This window comes from Roseibium album, assembly GCF_001404515.1.
Classification (GTDB): Bacteria; Pseudomonadota; Alphaproteobacteria; order Rhizobiales; family Stappiaceae; genus Roseibium; species Roseibium album.
In genome coordinates this window covers 130,017-149,545 of record NZ_CXWE01000007.1, presented here as the reverse complement: position 1 = coordinate 149,545, position 19,529 = coordinate 130,017, and the positions used below count along the sequence as shown (strand labels likewise).

At 55.5% G+C, this 19,529-nt stretch carries 15 protein-coding genes; 8 read left to right on the top strand and 7 right to left on the bottom strand.

The annotated features are described in order from the left end of the window. Positions 1–48 precede the first annotated feature (48 nt). The 7 genes from ahcY to LA5095_RS23115 form a co-directional block, all read right to left on the bottom strand. The gene (gene ahcY, locus LA5095_RS23145) at positions 49–1,437 is read right to left on the bottom strand and encodes an adenosylhomocysteinase (protein WP_055119761.1); all 1,389 of its coding nucleotides are present in this window, start codon (positions 1,435–1,437) and stop codon (positions 49–51) included. Between the two features lie 208 nt (positions 1,438–1,645). Further along, positions 1,646–2,959 carry an SAM-dependent methyltransferase gene (locus LA5095_RS23140; RefSeq protein ID WP_055119302.1) on the bottom strand — a complete coding sequence of 438 codons (1,314 nt, stop codon included), beginning with the start codon at positions 2,957–2,959 and terminating at the stop codon, positions 1,646–1,648. 102 nt (positions 2,960–3,061) lie between these two features. After that, on the bottom strand, positions 3,062–3,346 hold the full coding sequence (locus tag LA5095_RS23135) for an HPr family phosphocarrier protein (RefSeq protein WP_029064233.1): 285 nt from the start codon (positions 3,344–3,346) through the stop codon (positions 3,062–3,064). A gap of 8 nt (positions 3,347–3,354) precedes the next feature. Further along, the gene (locus LA5095_RS23130; RefSeq protein ID WP_029064232.1) at positions 3,355–3,759 is read right to left on the bottom strand and encodes a PTS sugar transporter subunit IIA; all 405 of its coding nucleotides are present in this window, start codon (positions 3,757–3,759) and stop codon (positions 3,355–3,357) included. A 118-nt stretch (positions 3,760–3,877) separates the two neighbouring features. Beyond that, the gene (locus tag LA5095_RS23125; RefSeq protein WP_055119299.1) at positions 3,878–4,345 is read right to left on the bottom strand and encodes an HPr kinase/phosphorylase; all 468 of its coding nucleotides are present in this window, start codon (positions 4,343–4,345) and stop codon (positions 3,878–3,880) included. Beyond that, the gene (locus LA5095_RS23120) at positions 4,342–6,159 is read right to left on the bottom strand and encodes a sensor histidine kinase (protein WP_055119298.1); all 1,818 of its coding nucleotides are present in this window, start codon (positions 6,157–6,159) and stop codon (positions 4,342–4,344) included. The genes LA5095_RS23125 and LA5095_RS23120 overlap by 4 nt, the downstream gene beginning before the upstream one ends. A gap of 24 nt (positions 6,160–6,183) precedes the next feature. After that, positions 6,184–6,882: a response regulator transcription factor gene (locus LA5095_RS23115; protein WP_055119296.1), complete on the bottom strand. Its 699-nt coding sequence runs from the start codon at positions 6,880–6,882 to the stop codon at positions 6,184–6,186. Between the two features lie 494 nt (positions 6,883–7,376). Here LA5095_RS23115 and LA5095_RS23110 point away from each other — a divergent pair, with 494 nt between their 5' ends. The 8 genes from LA5095_RS23110 (at position 7,377) to LA5095_RS23075 (ending at position 19,516) form a co-directional block, all read left to right on the top strand. After that, on the top strand, positions 7,377–8,987 hold the full coding sequence (locus LA5095_RS23110) for a phosphoenolpyruvate carboxykinase (RefSeq protein ID WP_055119294.1): 1,611 nt from the start codon (positions 7,377–7,379) through the stop codon (positions 8,985–8,987). 130 nt (positions 8,988–9,117) lie between these two features. Beyond that, the gene (locus LA5095_RS23105; RefSeq protein WP_055119759.1) at positions 9,118–9,453 is read left to right on the top strand and encodes an XdhC family protein; all 336 of its coding nucleotides are present in this window, start codon (positions 9,118–9,120) and stop codon (positions 9,451–9,453) included. A 13-nt stretch (positions 9,454–9,466) separates the two neighbouring features. Further along, complete coding sequence (locus LA5095_RS23100) at positions 9,467–10,096, top strand: LysE family translocator (protein ID WP_055119292.1); 630 nt, start codon at positions 9,467–9,469, stop codon at positions 10,094–10,096. Between the two features lie 4 nt (positions 10,097–10,100). Further along, positions 10,101–10,796, top strand: coding sequence for an XdhC family protein (locus LA5095_RS23095; protein ID WP_055119290.1), 696 nt, complete (start codon positions 10,101–10,103; stop codon positions 10,794–10,796). Beyond that, positions 10,793–12,409 carry an NTP transferase domain-containing protein gene (locus LA5095_RS23090; RefSeq protein ID WP_055119289.1) on the top strand — a complete coding sequence of 539 codons (1,617 nt, stop codon included), beginning with the start codon at positions 10,793–10,795 and terminating at the stop codon, positions 12,407–12,409. The genes LA5095_RS23095 and LA5095_RS23090 overlap by 4 nt, the downstream gene beginning before the upstream one ends. 273 nt (positions 12,410–12,682) lie before the next feature. Next, entirely contained in the window at positions 12,683–12,892 is a 210-nt protein-coding gene (locus LA5095_RS23085) for a hypothetical protein (RefSeq protein ID WP_055119756.1), read from the top strand. 426 nt (positions 12,893–13,318) lie between these two features. Further along, positions 13,319–15,919, top strand: coding sequence for a sensor domain-containing diguanylate cyclase (locus LA5095_RS23080; RefSeq protein ID WP_055119287.1), 2,601 nt, complete (start codon positions 13,319–13,321; stop codon positions 15,917–15,919). A gap of 231 nt (positions 15,920–16,150) precedes the next feature. Beyond that, a complete protein-coding gene (locus tag LA5095_RS23075; protein ID WP_055119286.1) occupies positions 16,151–19,516 on the top strand; it encodes a PAS-domain containing protein in 3,366 nt (1,121 codons plus the stop codon). Positions 19,517–19,529: the final 13 nt, after the last annotated feature.

Below are 19,529 nucleotides of genomic sequence, written 5' to 3'. Positions count from 1 at the left end.
TGGCCGAATCGTGGCGATTACCACATGTAGTGGGCCAGTTTTGCGAAATCAGTATTTGTAGTGCTCTGCCTTGAACGGACCAGCCTTATTAATCCCCAGATAATCAGATTGATTGTCCGTCAATTCGGTTAACGTGACACCCAGTTTTTCAAGGTGCAGACGGGCAACCTTTTCATCCAGGTGCTTCGGCAGAACATACACTTCGTTCTTGTACTGATCGCCCTTGGAGTAGAGCTCGATCTGCGCCAGAACCTGGTTGGTGAAACTCGCGGACATCACGAAGCTCGGATGACCGGTCGCATTGCCGAGGTTTACCAGGCGGCCCTGTGACAAGAGGATCATGCGCTTGCCGTCCGGAAATTCGTACATGTCGACCTGGTCCTTGACCGGGCGGCACTTGGTGTTCTTCAGAGCGGCAACCTGAATTTCATTGTCGAAGTGGCCAATGTTGCAGACGATGGCCATGTCCTTCATGCCACGCATGTGGTCGAAGGTGATAATGTCCTTGTTGCCTGTCGCGGTGACGTAGATGTCGCCTTCCGGCAGTGCCTGTTCCATGGTCTTGACCTCAAAGCCGTCCATGGAAGCCTGCAGCGCGCAGATCGGGTCGATTTCAGTAACGATGACCCGGGCGCCGGCGCCTGCCAGAGACTGCGCGGAGCCCTTGCCGACATCGCCATAACCGCAAACAACGGCAACCTTGCCGGACATCATCACATCGGTGCCGCGCCGAATTCCATCGACGAGAGATTCACGGCAACCGTAACGGTTGTCGAACTTCGACTTGGTGACACTGTCGTTGACATTGATCGCCGGGAACGGCAGTGCGCCCTTCTTCTGCATTTCGTAAAGACGAAGGACACCGGTGGTGGTTTCTTCCGAAACACCCTGGATCAGCTCTTTCTGCTTTGTGAACCAGCCAGGATGAGAGGCCATGCGCTTCTTGATCTGAGCGAAGAGGCACTCTTCCTCCTCCGAAGTCGGGTTCTCGATGAGGTCGGTTTCACCAGCTTCAACGCGTGCACCCATCAGGATGTAAAGCGTTGCATCGCCGCCATCATCCAGGATCATGTTGGCGCCATCGGGGAAATCGAAGATCTTGTCGGCATAATCCCAATATTCTTCCAGTGTCTCGCCCTTGATAGCGAAAACCGGAACACCAGCCGCTGCGATCGCAGCTGCTGCCTGATCCTGAGTGGAATAGATGTTACAGGACGCCCAACGGACTTCGGCGCCCAGAGCAACCAGCGTCTCGATCAGCACTGCTGTCTGGATGGTCATATGCAGAGAGCCGGCAATGCGTGCGCCCTTCAGCGGCTTGGTTTCGCCAAATTCCGCACGGCATGCCATCAGGCCCGGCATTTCGTGTTCGGCGATTTCGATCTCTGTGCGGCCCCAGTCTGCGAGCCCGATGTCTTTGACGATGTAGTCAGTCATGAAAATGTCCTGCTGTTGGATCCAGCTTTGTGCGCCGGCCTTGTGAAAGCAGCTGCCCTGTTGCCGATCAGTGAACATCACGGGTTCGGCAGCCGCCAGCCGGATTCCGGTTCAAGCCGGAAGCCGTTGGGTGCGGTTATAGCGCCCGAATCCACTTCTCGCAATAAAGATATAAAGAATTCTTTATATGATTTTTTTCAACTGCGGTTCACCGCTGATAAAGGTCTTCCCTGGAAGGCGGCAGTCCGGAAGGCCCTTTCGTACGGCGGGACGCGACGGTCTGGAAGATACCGATGGACCCGCGGTCGAAACCGAGGGATACACCGCACAGATAGGCCAGCCAGAGACGGTATTTCTGTTCACCGATGTCCGCGATTGCCGCGTCCCTGACCGCCATCAAGTTTTCGGCCCAAAGGCGCGTGGTGCGGGCATAGTGTTCACGCCATGCCTCCACGTCGTGAACTTCAAATCCGTGCGCTTCCAGATTTGTCAGTGTCCAGCCGATATGGTCCACTTCTCCACCAGGGAAGATATAGCGTACCAATGCCTGGTACTCCGGCTTCTTTCGGCGAAATTTCTTAAGGTCCTTCTTGCCGCGCCGAGTGATCGCGTGGTGCAGATAGATCCCCCGCGGCTTGAGCAGCCGATGCACGCTCTGGAAATAATTGTCGTAGTTGTCCAGACCGACGGCTTCGAACATGCCGATTGAGGAAATCTTGTCGAACCGTTCGCCCTTCATGTCGCGGTAATCGATCAACTCGACCGAAACCTTGTCCTCAAGACCACGCTCCGCGATCCTTTCGCGCGCAAGTTTGAGCTGCTCTTCGGCAAGGGTCACACCGACCGCCGTCACGCCATAATGTTCCGCCGCATGGCAGATCAGGGCCCCCCAACCGCAACCGATATCGAGCATCCGGTCGCCAGGCTTCAGGCGAAGTTTCCTGCAAATCATGTCCAGCTTGTCTTTCTGGGCTGTTGCCAGATCATTGGACCAATCGCGGAAATATGCGCACGTATAAACCATCTCGGGGTCAAGAAAGAGCTTATAGAAGTCATTTGAGACGTCGTAGTGAAAGGCGATGTCGTCCTTCCGGCTGCCGGAGCCTCTGTCGGCCACTGTGCCGGCGTCCAGCCCCTCTTCCTGTTGCCGGGCGCCGGTGTCCTTTGCACCCAGTAGCAGCGGCACCGCGTTTTTCAGCAGCAACATCTTGTTCAGCCGCTTGCGCAGTTCCCGGCTTTTGATCTTGGGTCTTCTCTCGGCGAATTCGAAGATTGTGCCGCCGCGCGGGTCGATCTCTCCGGTGGAATAAAGGTCGACGACGGTCTTGATACCCGGACTGCGAAGCAGCCTGGTTAGAGCTTTGGGTGCCAGCGCAATCCGAAGTCCGTCCGCTGCTGCATCCGCCGGGACGAGAGATCCGTCCCACAATTCGAATGCAAACTGCAGATCCAGTGCCTGATGAAGATGAGAGAGCACGGACCGTGCCGCTGAAATCGTCCGGTCACCGGATTGGCTTGCCATAACATTCCCCACCAAATTTACGGCATATGATCCGCGTCTTGACACCCTTTCGAACCGGCACGCGGGTTCTTCCCTGGAAACGAACGATCCAGGTCCTGGACATCAATCCGTTTCGCCAAATCCGCTTTCAACTAGTTCCGAAATCGCGTCGAGTGCAGCCTGCGCTTCCTGGCCGCTGACGCAAACCCTGATGCAGCAGCCCGGACTGGCCGCCAGCATCATCAGTCCCATGATCGATGTTCCGCCAACCGTCTGTCCGTCCTTCGACACCTGAACATCAGCCTCGAAGGTCTCGACAAGCTTGACCATCTTGGCAGATGCCCGGGCATGCAATCCGCGCTGGTTGACGATGGTCAGGTCTTTTTCAAACAAATTCTGTGCCGTCATAATCGTTTTTAGTTTTGTCCCGACAGCACCTGGCTTGCAACTGAAATGTATTTTTGTCCGGCCTGACGAGCCTCATCGACGGCGTCTGCCAACTCCCTGTCCGCGCGTACACTGGCAAGCTTGATAAGCATCGGCAGGTTCACCCCGGCAACCACTTCCACGGATTTGCCATCCATGACGGAAATGGCCAGATTGGAAGGCGTACCGCCAAACATGTCCGTCAGCAAAACAACCCCGTTACCGGAATTGGCTGCCTCCACGGCGGACAAAATGTCCTGCCGTCTCTGTTCCATGTCGTCGTCGGGACCAATGGAAATTGTTTCGATCTGTTCCTGGGGACCGACAACATGCTCCAGCGCCGCCTTGAATTCTTCAGCGAGGCGTCCGTGCGTAACAAGTACAAGTCCGATCATTCAGTCTTCAGCCTGACTATCGTGTGCATTTGGCTCTCAAACGGAGCCGGGCGTTTATCAGTCTGATGCACTCTCTTCAACCGTTAAACCAGTTGCAAGCAAAAAACGCATCGATACCCTAAATGTAATCCGGAGAAGCCGGAAAGAGCGTTCGCAATCCCCAGCGCAGCAACCTCAGACTGACGTCCGGCCTGTTTGCCGGGCAAGTCAGCGCGGGGAGTGAGACTGTCTCAAGGTTCTGCCGCGTGACGGAGTTGTCCGGCAGGCGTTCCATTGTCCCGATCGGGCGCAAACTGACAACAATGTGCACCTTCGCCGCCGATATCGCCTGCGTTGCCTGCACCCCTGCCCCGCGCACTTCCATCAAACCCAGAATACTTCCCGGCGCCCTTGCAACGAGCTGCCCCCGCTCTGCCGACAGGACGACACGGTCGTCGGCGACCAGGACACCCAGATTGCCGCTGGCCCTTGCGGCAGTAATCAGCGTGTCGGTCAGTTCCGATTTGCCGCTGCCGGATTCTCCCTGGATGAGGATACCGCGCGTTCCGACAACAAGGCAGTTTGCGTGAACGGATTGCCCGGTCACTTGGCGGTTCCCGCTGGTAGATAAATCGTGAACCGGGCGCCTGCGATCTTGGACTCTCCATCCGCGCCCTGTTCCTTGCGGTTGGTCGCGGACAACGTGCCACCATGCGCTTCGATTATCTGTCTCGAGATGGAAAGCCCGAGCCCGGAATTGTTACCAAAGCCTTCACCGTCGGGTCGGTCGGTATAAAAGCGCTCGAATATGCGTTCGGTATTTTCCGCACGAATCCCGGATCCGTCGTCGTCCACAGTGACCCTGATCCGTCGGCCCTCGCGGGCAAGATCGATCCGCACCGTCCCACTGGTTGGAGAAAAGGACCGCGCGTTGTCGAGAAGATTGCTGATCACCTGTCCAAGCCGGATGTCGTGTCCCTGGACCCGATAGGGTTTGGAGCCTGGCGCATCCGCGACTGTCAGTTTCACCTTGGCTTCTTCAGCACCGGTATGCTGGTTTGCCGCATCCGCCATGTTTCGCAGAAGTTCGGCCAGATCGATTGTCTCTGACTGAATGCGGGCAAGCTCCGCATCGAGACGCGACGCATCTGAAATGTCGCTGATCAACCGGTCCAGGCGGCGAACGTCATGCTGGATAACTTCCATCAGCCGGTCCTGAGAGGACTTTGTTCTTGCAAGCGGCAAGGTTTCAACGGCACTTCTCAATGAAGTCAGCGGGTTCTTGAGTTCATGGGCGACGTCCGCGGCAAAACGCTCGATCGCATCAATCTTGTTGTACAGCGCATTGGTCATTTCCCGGAATGAACGGGCGAGATGGCCGATCTCGTCCTGGCGTTCCGAGAATTCCGGAATTTCCTCGCGGGAATTGGATCCGCGGCGTACCCGGTCTGCTGCGGCAGCCAACCTGCGCACCGGCCCGGCGATCGTACCTGCCAAAAGGATCGACAACAGGATCGTTACTGTTGCCGCGAACAGAAACACGCGGATAATGGCGATCCGTTCAGCCCGAACAATCGCGTCGATGTCTCCCCCCTGTGTCGACAGAAGCAAAGCGCCAAGAACGGCGCGAAAGCGCTGGATCGGAACAGCAACTGAAACAATCAGTTCACCTCGCTGCGAGATCCGCGTCACACTGGCCGGTGACCCGGCCAGCGCTGCCTCCACCTCCGGATAGGCACGCCCGTCGCCACCACCGACTTCCTGGTAGAGCGGCAAGTCCCCTTGCCGAAGCAGGCGCTTGGTCCATTGCCAGGCTGAATCCCAAAAACCGGTCTCTTGCGCCGTCGGCGGCGGCAGATCGAAGCGAAGGATCTGCGCGCTGGAATAGAGGTGGCGGGAATCGAGGATCAGAATGCCTTCCGGATCGTAAATCCGGGCGCGGGTCTTGGTCGGGGAAATCAAGCGCCGAAGCACAGGACCTACCCGTTCAGGGTTGATCGGAAAATCGAGACTGTCCAGATCATCGACCGTGGGCGTGATGCTTTCCCCGGCCTGCAATTGCAGCAATCGCTCCGGATCCACGGTGATCGTTCCGGTGTCTACCGTTGCCGACGCGGCAATCGCACCGGCAATGATCTCACCTTGCGTCAGCAGGCTCTGAACCCGGGCGTCGATCAGCCCCGCCCGAAACTGGTTCAGATAAAGGATGCCGATCACGAGAGCGAGCAGGCCGACGAGATTGATCGCAATGATCCGGCGCGTCAGCGACGACAGCACATAGGTTCCGAAAATACGGCCCAACTGGTTCAGAAGACGGCGCCGTATCCGCTTGTTGCCAAGCCGGCGCAGGCGGGAGCGCTCCGAACCGTTGGCGGGATCGGAGTCGACAATGCTCTCAGCGCTCTCGCTTTCAACCGCCATCTGCCCGCTATCTTAATGGCTGCTTCAGACTTCCCGGAAGCGGTACCCAACTCCATAAAGTGTTTCAATCATGTCGAAGTCGTCGTCAACAACCTTGAACTTTTTCCGCAGACGCTTGATGTGGCTGTCGATTGTCCGGTCGTCCACGTAGACCTGGTCATCATAAGCTGCATCCATGAGCGCATTGCGGCTTTTCACGACCCCGGGCCGCTGCGCCAAGGCAGACAGGATCAGGAATTCTGTGACTGTCAGCGTTACGGGCTTGTTGTTCCAGGTGCAGGTGTGTCGTTCCTGATCCATGACGAGCTGGCCACGCTCAAGCAATTTGTCCGCGTCGTCTCGCGGTGCGCTGGCATCCTTCGGCTGTGCCCTGCGCAGAACCGCACGCACACGCTCGACCAGAAGACGCTGGGAAAACGGTTTGCGAATAAAATCGTCCGCACCCATTTTCAAACCGAACAATTCATCGATCTCGTCATCCTTGGATGTCAGAAAGATGACCGGCAGATCCGAGTTCTGGCGCAATCGGCGCAGCAACTCCATGCCGTCCATGCGCGGCATCTTGATATCGAATATTGCCAATTGCGGAGGGTCGCTCTGCAGCCCATCAAGCGCAGACGTTCCGTCCGTGTAGGTCTGGACGCGGTAGCCTTCCGTCTCAAGCGCAATCGACACCGAAGTCAAAATGTTGCGGTCGTCATCGACCAGAGCAATTGTCGGCATACTTTATTTTCCATTTCCGGCAGCGCACGACAGTACGCATCGGTATTACTTACTGTATCACACAGCCTTTGGCCTGCTAAATGCGCATAAATTAAGGCAAACCCTATCTTCAGGCGTTCCAAAAACCTTCAGACCGGGTCGCAATCTGCTTGATGAGGGCTTGAACACCGAAATACAAGGTCTCTTTTGGACGCTTTGTACGTTAACCACTCGCGAACACAAAATTCGTTAACAGGATGCGCGATTTAAGTGCGAATATTTTCGCATTGCTCTTCAAGTCGAACAATTCGAAGGTTTCGTTTATTACTTTGCATTCCAAATTAATCATTCAAAACTTTGCGCGACATTTTAATCGATTAAACAATGACATAGCACCTTTGGTAGTCTTGCTGCCGTTCAGTCATTCTACTAGGTTCGCAGCCCTCACAGCCGGAAAAGTCTTCTTGGTCTGTCTCCGGCGACGGAATTGCACCCATCACGAGGACTGCGGGAACATGCAAGAAACAGGTGTCAGGAACCCTTCCAGTGGCAGCGAATCCTTCGGCTTCAAGGGGCTGAAGGCGCTCTATTGGAACCAGAACGAGCCTGCCCTTTACGAACATTCCCTGTCCCGCGGTGAAGCCAGGCTTGCAGCAGGCGGTGCGCTCGTAGCCGAAACCGGCATCCACACCGGAAGATCTCCGAAAGACAAATTCGTGGTTCTCGACGAGGAGACCAGAGATACCGTCTGGTGGGACAACAACGCCCAGATTTCAAAGTCGCAATTCGATGTCCTTTTGGACGATTTCCTGGGGCATGCGGAAGGTCTCGAGCTGTTTGCACAGGACCTGTATGGCGGAGCGGATCCAAAGCACCGCCTGCCTGTGCGGGTCTATACACAATATGCCTGGCACTCTCTGTTCATCCGCAACTTGCTGCTGCGGCCAGAGGCTGCGGAGCTTGCTTCCTTCGCGCCGGAAATGACGATCGTAGATCTGCCGAGCTTCAAAGCCGATCCCGCGCGGCACGGATGCCGAAGCGAAACGGTCATCGCCTGCGACCTGACCCGAAAGATCGTCCTCATCGGCGGAACGTCCTACGCCGGTGAGATGAAAAAGTCGGTGTTCACAATGCTGAACCACCTTCTGCCGGCGAAAGGCATCATGTCGATGCATTGTTCCGCAAATGTCGGCGACGCCGGTGACACAGCCGTCTTTTTCGGTCTGTCGGGAACAGGCAAGACAACACTCTCCGCTGACCCTGACCGGACGCTGATCGGCGACGATGAACATGGCTGGAGCGAAGGTGGCGTCTTTAATTTCGAGGGTGGCTGCTACGCCAAGACGATCAAACTTTCCGCCGAAGCGGAACCCGAAATCTACTCGACGACGCAGCGGTTCGGCACAGTGCTGGAAAACGTGGTGCTGGATGAAAATCGCATCCCGGATTTCAACGACGGTTCAAAAACTGAAAATACCCGTGCCGCCTACCCGATCCATTTCATCTCGAACGCCAGTGCGACCGGTTACGCGCCGATACCAAAGACGATCATCATGCTGACTGCGGATGCGTTCGGCGTGATGCCTCCTCTTGCCCGGCTGACGCCCGCACAGGCGATGTATCACTTTCTGTCCGGATACACGGCTAAAGTAGCCGGCACCGAAAAAGGTGTCACGGAGCCGCAAGCAACTTTCTCTACCTGCTTCGGTGCTCCGTTCCTGCCGCGACATCCGTCCGAATACGGCAATCTGCTGAAAGAGCTGATCGCAAAACACAATGTGGATTGCTGGCTGGTCAACACCGGCTGGACCGGTGGAGCACACGGTACCGGCCACCGCATGCCAATCAAGGCAACCCGCACGTTGCTCCAGGCTGCCCTTTCGGGAGACCTCAAAGAGGCAGAATTCCGCACGGATGCGAATTTCGGCTTTGAAGTCCCTGTCGCTGTTCCGGGTGTCGAGACAAATATCCTGACACCGCGCGAAACCTGGAGCGACAGGAAGGCCTACGATCTGCAGGCAGCCAGACTCGTCCAGATGTTCGTCGACAACTTCGAGACATTTGAGGCCCATGTGGACGGAACCGTTCGAAACGCGGCTCCCTGTCTTCAGTCAGCCGCCGAGTAAAGACTAAAAACCAACTGACCAAATGGATCGGCATCTGAGGCGTCAGGTGCCGTTTCTGTTTTGTAGAGCTTTCATCTGCTTCAAAAATTTCTATATTCGAGTCGGGCAGACATTCTTCGGGGATCAAGCAATGACGAATGCACATAGCCGGCAAATCGCTGATGTGTTGAAAGCCGCGGAAGACTGGAGCAAATCCGGCCGTGACGTGGCGATTGCAACAGTTGTCGAAACGTGGGGATCGGCACCGCGTCCGGTCGGCTCTCATCTCGTCATCGATGCCGAGGGCAATTTCGAGGGTTCCGTTTCGGGTGGATGTGTCGAAGGCGCCGTGGTTGCAGAAGCCGTCGAAGTCATTGAAACCGGAAAACCGACAACGCTGGAATTCGGTGTCGCCGATGAAACGGCCTGGCGCGTCGGTCTTTCCTGCGGTGGCCGCATCCGTGTCTATGTCGAACCCGTCAACTGATTGAGATTTCGCCTTGCCGACAACTGAAACGCTTCTCGCCTTTTTCGCAGCAACCGCGCTTTTCGCGTATATGCCCGGACCTGCCCTACTTTATACAGCCGCACAGACTGTTTCACGCGGCCAGCGCGCCGGTTTCATGGCGGCCGCAGGGATACACCTGGGTTGCTACGTTCACGTTCTTGCAGCAGCGTTCGGCCTGTCGGCGGTCTTTGCGGTTGTTCCAAGCCTCTACTTTGCTCTCAAACTTGCCGGAGGCCTGTATCTGGTTTTTCTCGGTGTCCAGATGATCCGGACAAAGGTCTCGAACGGCACCGTCCCCACCCTGCCGCAAAAATCGTCACGAAGAGCCTTTGTGGACAGCATCCTCGTCGAGGTGCTCAACCCGAAAGTTGCCGTCTTTTTCATTGCGTTTCTTCCCCAGTTTGTCAGCCCCGAGGCCAGCCTTCCAATCTGGGCGCAATTTCTCGTTTTGGGAATGGTCGTCAATCTGGCATTTACATCCGCAGATATCGTGACCGTGCTCTTTGCATCCCAGGTCAAGAAAAAGCTTGCCAGAACGTCCCGTTTCCAGGACCTGACCCGCTGGATAGGCGGCTCGCTGCTGGTCGGACTTGGTCTGAAGCTGGCAACGGACCGAACCTGACATCATGGATCTTTCTCTGCTCCAACAGTTGAATGAGGAACGTGCCGCACGCCGCGCAGCCATTCTCGTAACCCGGCTTGACGACGGCTCCCAGAGGCTGGTGCGCAGAAGCGGGAACCACTCCGCCGATCCTTTGAAGGACGAATTTGCAAAACGCTTCCGGTCAGGCAAGTCCGGAACCGTCGCGACAGATACCGGCGATGTATTTCTGACCGTTTCCGTGCCGTCTCCAAGACTTGTCGTGATCGGCGCAGTCCACATTACCCAGGCGCTGGTACCCATGGCCGAGATCGCCGGTCTGGATGTCACCGTCATCGATCCGCGGACCGCCTTTGCAACGGAAGAGCGTTTTCCCGGATGCACCCTTAGACCGGATTGGCCTGAAGAGGTTCTGAAGCACACACCTCTGGATGCATATACAGCGGTTGCTGCCGTTACACATGATCCCAAGATCGACGACTTTCCGCTGATAGAGGCACTTAAAACCGAATGTTTTTACATCGGCGCGCTCGGCAGCCGGAAAACTCACGGCAAACGCTTGGAACGTTTCACGGCAGAAGGCCTGGATCCAGCGCTGTTCGACCGGATCGACGCGCCGATCGGCCTGGATATCGGGGCAGCATCTCCTCAAGAAATCGCAGTCGCTGTTCTTGGCTCAATCATCAGCGCGCTGCGCAAGGCGCCGGAGCCAGGTTTATGAAGTTCGGCCCTGTTCCGCTGAACGAAGCAGCCGGTTGCATCCTTGCTCACAAAACGAGACTCCCTGGCCGGGTGCTGAAAAAGGGGCATGTCTTAACCGAACAGGATTGCCGCGAACTGTTGTCAACCGGAGAATCGAGCCTCACTGTTGCACAGCTGGAAGTCGGCGATGTCGGCGAGGATGAAGCAGCAAGGCGGCTGGGTCTGGCTGCGAAGGGTCCCGGTATCAGCGAAGACACAGCGTTTACCGGCCGCATGAACCTCTATGCGGACACGGACGGCATTCTTGTCGTCAATAGCGAGGCAGTCACCGCTGCCAATCGAATTGATCCGGCCATAACCTTCGCAACCCTGCCGAACCACAGCAAGGTTTCCGGCGATCGGATGATCGCCACCGCCAAGATCATTTCATTTGCCGTTTCAAACGTGTCCCTGACCCGTGCGGAAGCTGCCATTCGCGAGGCCGTGGGGATTGCAGCGTTCAAACCCAGGAAGATCGGTCTTGTCGCAACGGAGTTGCCACATCTGAAACCGGTGACAATGGACAAGACGCGCAGGGTTCTGGAAGACAGGCTAAGACCGAGCGGCAGTTCCATTCTTGCGGAAAAACGTGTTCCTCACTCTGAGGAGCCTGTTGCGTCCGCCATGAAAACGCTTGCGGAAGAGGGCGCCGATTTTCTGATCCTGTTCGGTGCTTCCGCGGTTGTCGACCGTTACGATGTTCTTCCAGCGGCCGTCGAACATGCAGGTGGGTCCGTGACGCATCTTGGCATGCCGGTCGATCCTGGAAATCTGCTTATGCTTGCGGAATTCGACGGCATTCCCGTTCTGGGTGCTCCCGGCTGCGCCAGGAGCCCCAAGGAAAACGGTTTCGACTGGGTTCTCGACCGATTGCTTGCCGATGTGGCGACCGAACCGGACGACATCACTGCAATGGGCGTTGGAGGCCTCCTGATGGAAATCGGAACGCGTCCACAACCCCGCGAAACCAAGCGACAATCGGCAACTGCGAAAATCGCGGCGATTATCCTCGGAGCGGGAAAATCAACGCGCATGGGTGGGCCGAACAAGTTGCTTGCAGAACTCGATGGCAAGTCTCTTGTTCGTCACGTGGGTGAAGCTGCCTGTGGCGTCGGATTGTCGCAGACAATCCTCGTGACCGGACATCTTGCGGACAAGGTTGGCAACCAGGTCGCAGACTTGGATATCGTAATCGTTCACAATCCGGATTTTGCCGACGGCATGGCCAGTTCCATCCGCACCGGAATGAAGGCGCTGGCCGCTGACACACAGGCCGTCCTCATTCTGCTCGGTGACATGCCCGGGATTACAACTGAAGATATCGGGAAACTGATTGCCACCTATCAGGGCAGCGACAACAACCTGATTGTGACGGCAACCGCAAATGGCAAACGCGGCAACCCCGTCCTTTGGGACCGGCGGTTTTTTGACACCCTCAACGGCCTTCGAGGAGATGTCGGTGCGCGACATATCATTGCGGACAATCCGGGCTTTGTCGCCGAAGTGGAGCTTGGAATCGCTGCACGTCTGGACCTCGATACGCCTCAGGCGCTTCGCGAAGCGGGTGGCTCATTCCCGGACGACATCAACTGAACGCACTCATCTTTGCGCGCACTGCAATATTCGTTGTCTTAAATTAACCTGCTATGCGCTGAGTGCAGGCCGGAAATGTCAGGTATTCTATTGCATTTTTGTGACATGCCGCTTATGTAATGCCTGCGCTTGCTGAAGGGCACCTGTTACAGGTTGGACAACGGATGACGTCCCGAGCGCCGATTACATCCGATTTCTTACGAAAGCTGTTCGGATCCTCTCCTCCCGAGGATGCTCGAGCGCTTTTGTTGCTTGGTTGAAAAGGAAGAACAAATGGCTGACATGACTCTCCCGCGTCCGGGCTGCTGCAAATGGGCAGAAGGCGAAGCTGGAAACTACACATTCCCGTGCAACACTCGCGTTGAGCCGGGTGTCTCCTACTGCGCTGAACATAGCGCAATCGTGTATATTCCGCCGGAAGAGCGTCGTCGCAATCGTTCCGGTGGCGGAGGCATGAGCCTTTCTTTCCGCCGCGCGGCGTAATCAATAAATCTGCTCGCATTGAACAAGCAGAATATTTGTGGAATTTTCCACATTCCCTGGAACCCGGCTTCGTGCCGGGTTTTTTGTTGGGGTCCGGTTCAGCGATACTGGCAATTCTCTCTAGGCTGCAGAGCACAATTAGTATTGGCAGTCTCTCATTGCTTTGTACTGCTCTTTGTGTTTTTGGAACTCGAACCCCAAATATATCAATATTCGCTCGATAAAATTCAACCTGCCCGGAAAGGGAGTATTCTTAGTACTTTCCAACTTCGAATGCGAAAATATTAATTGCATCAATGCAACTATTTGGTTTTATTCCCTTTGGATATTTCAATTCTGGGTTTATTGCACACACTTTGAAAAAATCTCGATACTAAGTCTCTGGCTTGGATCCGTTGCATTTCAATCACGGAGTTGACGCCGCCTATGACGCTTGCGCAGGTTCAAATTGAGACAGAAAGACTGGAAGCTCTTCGCAGGCTTGCACTCCTTCACTCAGAGCACCTGCACGAGTTCGACGCCGCAGTTTCGAACGCGTCATATCTGTTTGACTGTCCCATGGCCGTGATTTCGATTGTCGATGCCGAAGAAATCTGGTTCAAGGCCGCTTTTGGTCTCGATGCGACAGAAACGCATCGGGAAAACTCCTTCTGCGGGCATACCATCCTTTCAGATGATGTTCTGATTGTGCCGGACGCACAGGCAGACAGCAGATTTTGCGACATCCCGCTTGTCACCGGAGACGTTGGCGCCCGATTTTATGCCGGTTGTCCAGTTATTGTAGACGACAAACATCGTATCGGAACGATCTGCGTCATAGATACAGAACCCCGCAGTGTGAGCGAGGAGCAAATCGCCCAGCTGCGCAACCTGGCAAAGATCGTCGAAGGTCTCATCAAGGCCCACAAGGCAGGCCTGGAAACCCGGGAAGCGCTACAAGAAGCGCAACTCGAGCAGGACAGAGCACGCCGGAACCAGGACCTGCTCAAGGAAATCACCCTTGTTTCGGGCGTAGGCGGTTGGGAGTACGACCCAAAAACGGACGCAATGACCTGGACAGCAAAGACCCGGGAAATTCATGAGGTCGGGCCAGATATTCAACCGAACTTGAACACCGCGTTGAGCTTTTATCCATCCGACAGCCGCAAAGCGCTACGAGCAGCATTCGAGACTGCCTTCGAAACCGGTTGCGGCTGGGATCTTGAGCTCAATCTTGTCACCGCCGGGAATCGGCAAATCTGGGTCCGGGTTGTCGGAAATCCCGTATTCGAAGGAGGGTCGGTTCGCCGCATCATCGGCGCGCTCCAGGACATTTCAGACAGCAAACGCAAGCAGGAGGAAGTCCGGACCTCCGAGGTCATCCAGCGAACAACGCTCGAAGCACTTCAGGAAGGTATTCTTCTCGTAAGCCCTTCAGGCAAGATTCAGTCGTCAAACAAGGCTGCCTCGCTACTTCTGGGTTATCCGGAAACCACCTTGGTCGGATCCAATGTCCACGACCTTCAGCTGACTTTTCAAGACGTAGCCGATGCAGGCAGCCATCGCATGAGCCCACTGGTTCTCGCCGTGACCGACCCGGGACAGGATCTGGATCTCGAAGTTCAACTTGCGGAAGCCGGATCCGGACAGGTCCGATGGCTCCGGATCAATGCCAGGCCTGTCGACGAAAACAGTGTTCACGGCCCGGATTGCGTGGTCGTGTCGCTCACCGACATCACAAAGGTCAAACAGCAGTCCGACACTCTACAGGGGTTTTTCGACAATTTCCCCGGCGGCCTGGTTCACTACAACACGCAGCTTCAACTCACCTTCTGGAATGAAGAATTTGCCCGTCTGCTTAACTTGCCACACGATTTTCTCGACCAGCGGCCCAACTTGCGACAGGTCATCAGGTATCTTGCAGACCGTGGAGACTATGGCCCAGGTGACCCGGCACTGATTGCCGGCGAGAGGCTGGACAGGTACGGCGCCGGCAACCGGCACGCCTACGAGCGCAGAACCAGCGACGGCAAGGTTCTCGAAGTGCGCGGTACGCCGCTTCCGGGCGGCGGAAGCGTATCGAGTTTTCTTGACATCACCAGACGCAAACGCATGGAAGAGCAGCTCGTTGAAAAAGAACAGCTTGCCAGCAATCGCCTCTTTGAAATGGAGGCGGTGATCGCCAACATGCGGCAGGGTGTCAGTGTCTTTGATGGCGAGGGCCGCATCACACTCTGGAATACCGATTTCCAGAAACTTTTCGGAAAACCGGATGGCGAAATCCGAAAGGGCATGACACTGGTCGAAATGCTTCAGCTGGAGAAGGAACGGGGAGAATTTCACGACGACCCCCATGCATTTTACGCTGCCTTGAGAGAAAAACTGGATGCCGGCAAGGTTATCAAAACCAACTTCAAACACCCCAACGGCACGATTATCAGTATCGTGCGCACGCCGCTTCCTGACGGGGGTTGGGTGGGTATGCATGAGGACGTGACATCGCGTGAAAAGGCGACCGAGGAAATCACATATGCCGCTCATCACGACACACTCACGGGGCTGGCCAATCGAACGCTTTTCAACCTCAAGCTTGAAGACGCAATCGCCAGGACAGAACACCACGATGAAACAAGCGATCTTCTGATGATTGATCTTGATCACTTCAAACCGGTGAACGACACATACGGCCACGATGTCGGCGATGATCTTCTGCTTCAGGCTGCGGTGCGCCTCAATGAGTGCGTGCGAACGAAGGACACCGTCGCACGACTGGGCGGAGATGAATTTGCGATCATCGTCCGCAACACTGCCGGTGACCGGGATCTGGCTTCCAGGATTGCAGAGCGTGTTGTCGAAAAACTGAAGAAGCCCTACCACATCAACGGTAACATTCTCGAAATCAGTGCAAGTGTTGGTATTGCATCCATTTCCGGCGAACAAGTCGCGAGTCCGATCCTAAAGAAGGCTGATCTTGCCCTTTATGCCGTCAAGAACGAAGGCCGCGACGGCTACAGGCATTTCGAAGAAAACGCTGTGGAAACAGATTGAATGCGTGACGTCTGCACCTTGTGTTCAATTGTTGGTGTCCGGCAACTCCATTTCCACTAAAAATACATTATTATCAATACCTTATGAAATCTCTCAGGCAGGTTGCGCCATCCTCCAACAATGCCGGGAATGTTCAAAACTTAATCATTTGTTGCGCTTCTTGGCCTAGTGTCATTTCCGATCCGGCGGGCACATACCCAAAGGAGATTCCTGTGGGAGACGGGACGCAGCATGGATACCGTGAGGCCAGAAAACGAAGAAGAGCGAATTGAGACCTTGCACGAACTTCAGATCCTCGGGTCTGAACGTTTGCCTGAATTCGATTCCGTCGTTGAAGCCCTTGCAGCCATATTCGATTGCCCAATAGCCCTGGTGTCCCTCGTTTCGGAAGATGAGCAGTGGTTCAAGGCCAGATGCGGTCTGGATGTCGAAGGCACGCCGCGTGATATCTCATTCTGCCAGCACGCCATTCTTTCCGACGAGCTTTTCATCGTCGAAGACACCCATGCCGACAAGCGGTTCAAGAACAATCCACTCGTGACCGGGGCTCCCAATATCCGTTTCTACGCCGGATGCCCCCTGTCCATCGATGGCCGGAACCGGTTGGGCACGCTCTGCGTCATCGACCGTGTTCCACGTAGCCCTTCCCGGCAGCAACTCAATCAATTGCGCAGGCTGGGCAAGGTTGTCGAGGGCCTGATCAAGTCGCATGAGATTCGACGGGAGAAGGATGCAGCTCTGGCGCAGGCCGAGCAGGAACACGAACTGGCCGTTCAAAAGAATGATCTTCTTGAAGAAATTACAAGTGTATCCGGCGTCGGCGGCTGGGAGCTCTGTGTTCGGACCAAGACACTGACATGGACTGACAAAACGAAAGAGATTCACGAAGTGCCCTCGGATTTTCGTCCGACCGTGGATTTTGCACTGTCTTTCTATCCGCCCGACAGCCGCCACATCATTTCAAAGGCAGTCGAGGACGCGATCGAACTTGGCGTCAGCTGGGATGCCGAACTGCCTTTCGTTACTGCAAAGGGTCGTAACATCTGGGTCCGCGCCGCCGGCAGACCCATTGTCAAAGACGGTGAAGTCATCCGTATCGTCGGCGCTCTTCAGGACGTTACTGCGCGGAAAAAGACCGAACAGTCGGTCCGTTGCTCCGAATCCATGCACCGGGCCACCTTGCATACATTGTCGGAAGGTGTCCTTCTCCTCAGCCGTTCCGGGCGCATCCGGTCAATCAACAAGGCCGGTGAAGACCTTCTGGGTTGTTCGCATGAAGACGTTGTCGACACCAGGTTCAAGGACCTCGACCTTGAGTTCCGGTTTGAAGACAAAGCGTTCAACTCACCTGATGACCTGTTCCGGCAAATCGCCAACGGTTCCGATCATGTCAACGGCACAGTTGTTCATGTTACCCGGCGAAACGAAACCGGAGGTGCCTGGCTCAGGATCAATGCAGCGTCCATTGGCGAAACAAACGAATTCGGTCTGGACGGTATCGTCGTTTCGTTGACAGACATCACGGAAACAAAGACCCAGAGAGATACCCTGCAAGCGATCTTCGACAACTTTCCCGGCGGAATGGTCTATTTCGATGAAGCCCTGCATCTGCAGAACTATAATGATGCCTTCCAAAATGCCTTCAAGCTTCCAAAGGAATTGCTGTCCCAGAAACCTCACCTGAAAGACACAATGATGTACGCCGCACGCCAGGAACAGCGCGTTGCAAGCAAAGCAGAGAAGGTGGTCGAGGAGAGATACAACCCGTTCATGAGCGGAAAGCCTGTTCAACTCGAACGGGTAACTGCAGACGGGACTGTTCTGGACGTGAGATCCACGCCTTTGCCGAATGGCGGTATCGTGTTCAGTCTTCTGGATATTTCAGACCACAAACGGCGGGAACAGACAATCCGGCAGTCGGAAGTTGTTCAACGGGCAACACTGGAAGCCTTGAGCGAGGGCATTCTTTTGCTGTCGCGGGATGGTGTCATCGAATCCGCAAATCCGGTGGCGGAAAAACTGTTTGGCTTTGACGACAACGGATTGACGGGTCTTCGAATTGACGAACTCGCGCGCTCGGTCACCCTGGAGTCTTCGGAATTCATCAACAACAGCGACCCACTCAAACTGGCTGTTCATGATCCAGACGCCGTTACGGATCTCGTTGCGAGCCTGAGCACCTCCTATCGCCATGGTTTGACCTGGCTTCGCATAAACGCGAGGCCGATCGATCCGCTTGGCGAAAATGGACTGGACGGAGTTGTCGTATCGATCGCCGACATCACGGAAACAAAGGAGCAAGCCGACACGCTGCAGGCGATCTTCGACAATTTCCCAGGCGGATTTGCATATTATGACGAGAATTTTCAATTGGGGGCGGCAAACTCGGAGTTCGGGCACCTCCTTGGTTATCCGCAGGATTTCGTCGATCAGAAACTTCATTTGCTCGACTACCTGAAATACAACGCGGAGCGAGGTGACTATGGCGAGGGCGACCCCGAGCAACTCGCTCTCGACAAGTTTCATTCCTACGACCGAACCCAACCCCACAGTTATGTTCGCGGTGCCGCAAGCGGTTCGTATCTGGAAATCAGAGGGACGCCGTTGCCTTCGGGCGGTTTTGTCTACAATTTCTTTGATGTGACAGACCGCAAGAGAATGGAAAGCCAGCTGGCCGAAAGCGAACGTGCTTCGCGCAGCCGGTCTCTGGAACTTGAAGCCATTCTGGCCAACATGAGGCAAGGCGTCAGCGTCTTTGACAAGGACGGCCGCCTGAGGCTCTGGAACAAGCAGTACATCGACATCTTCAACAAGCCAGAGGACGACGTCAGAGAAGGCGTTACCCTTGTCGACCTGATTGAGGCGGAAAAAGCCCGTGGTGAATTCGATGGAGACGTGATCGAACACGTCAGGGATCTGCTCATTCGGCTCTCAGCTGGAGAAGTCGTTCGCTCCAAATTCAGGCATCCCAGCGGAAGGTTCATCAGCGCGGTTCATGCGCCACTGCCTGGAGGCGGCTGGATCGGAACGCACGAGGACGTCACGAAGAGTGAATTGGCCGTTCAAAAAATCGAGTATGCAGCGCATCACGACACGCTGACAGGGCTGGCCAATAGAACACTCTTCAATTCCCGGCTCGACGAAACCCTGGAGGAATTGGATCAGGATTCGGAAAGCGCCCTGATGCTGCTTGATCTCGACAAGTTCAAACCGGTGAACGACACGTATGGCCACGACGCGGGCGATGCCTTGCTCAAACAGGTCAGCGAACGGCTGAAAGCGTGCGTGAGGTCCACTGATCTTGTGGCCAGGCTGGGTGGTGACGAGTTCGGTATCATCCTCAACAGAGCGTCAAGGACGGTTGCTGAAGTCATCGCAAGCCGGATCGTTCACAAATTGCAGGGTGCGTTTTCCATAAAGGAACATACGATCCGAATTGGAGTGAGTGTCGGTATCTCGCCGATCTCCGGCTCCCGTTCGGATGCCAATGCAATTATTAAGAACGCTGACGTCGCGCTTTATGATGTCAAGAACAGCGGCAGAAACGATTTCAGGTTCTTCGATCTACCTGCAGAACCTGGCGCGATGAATGCGTAGGCTTTTTTCCTGA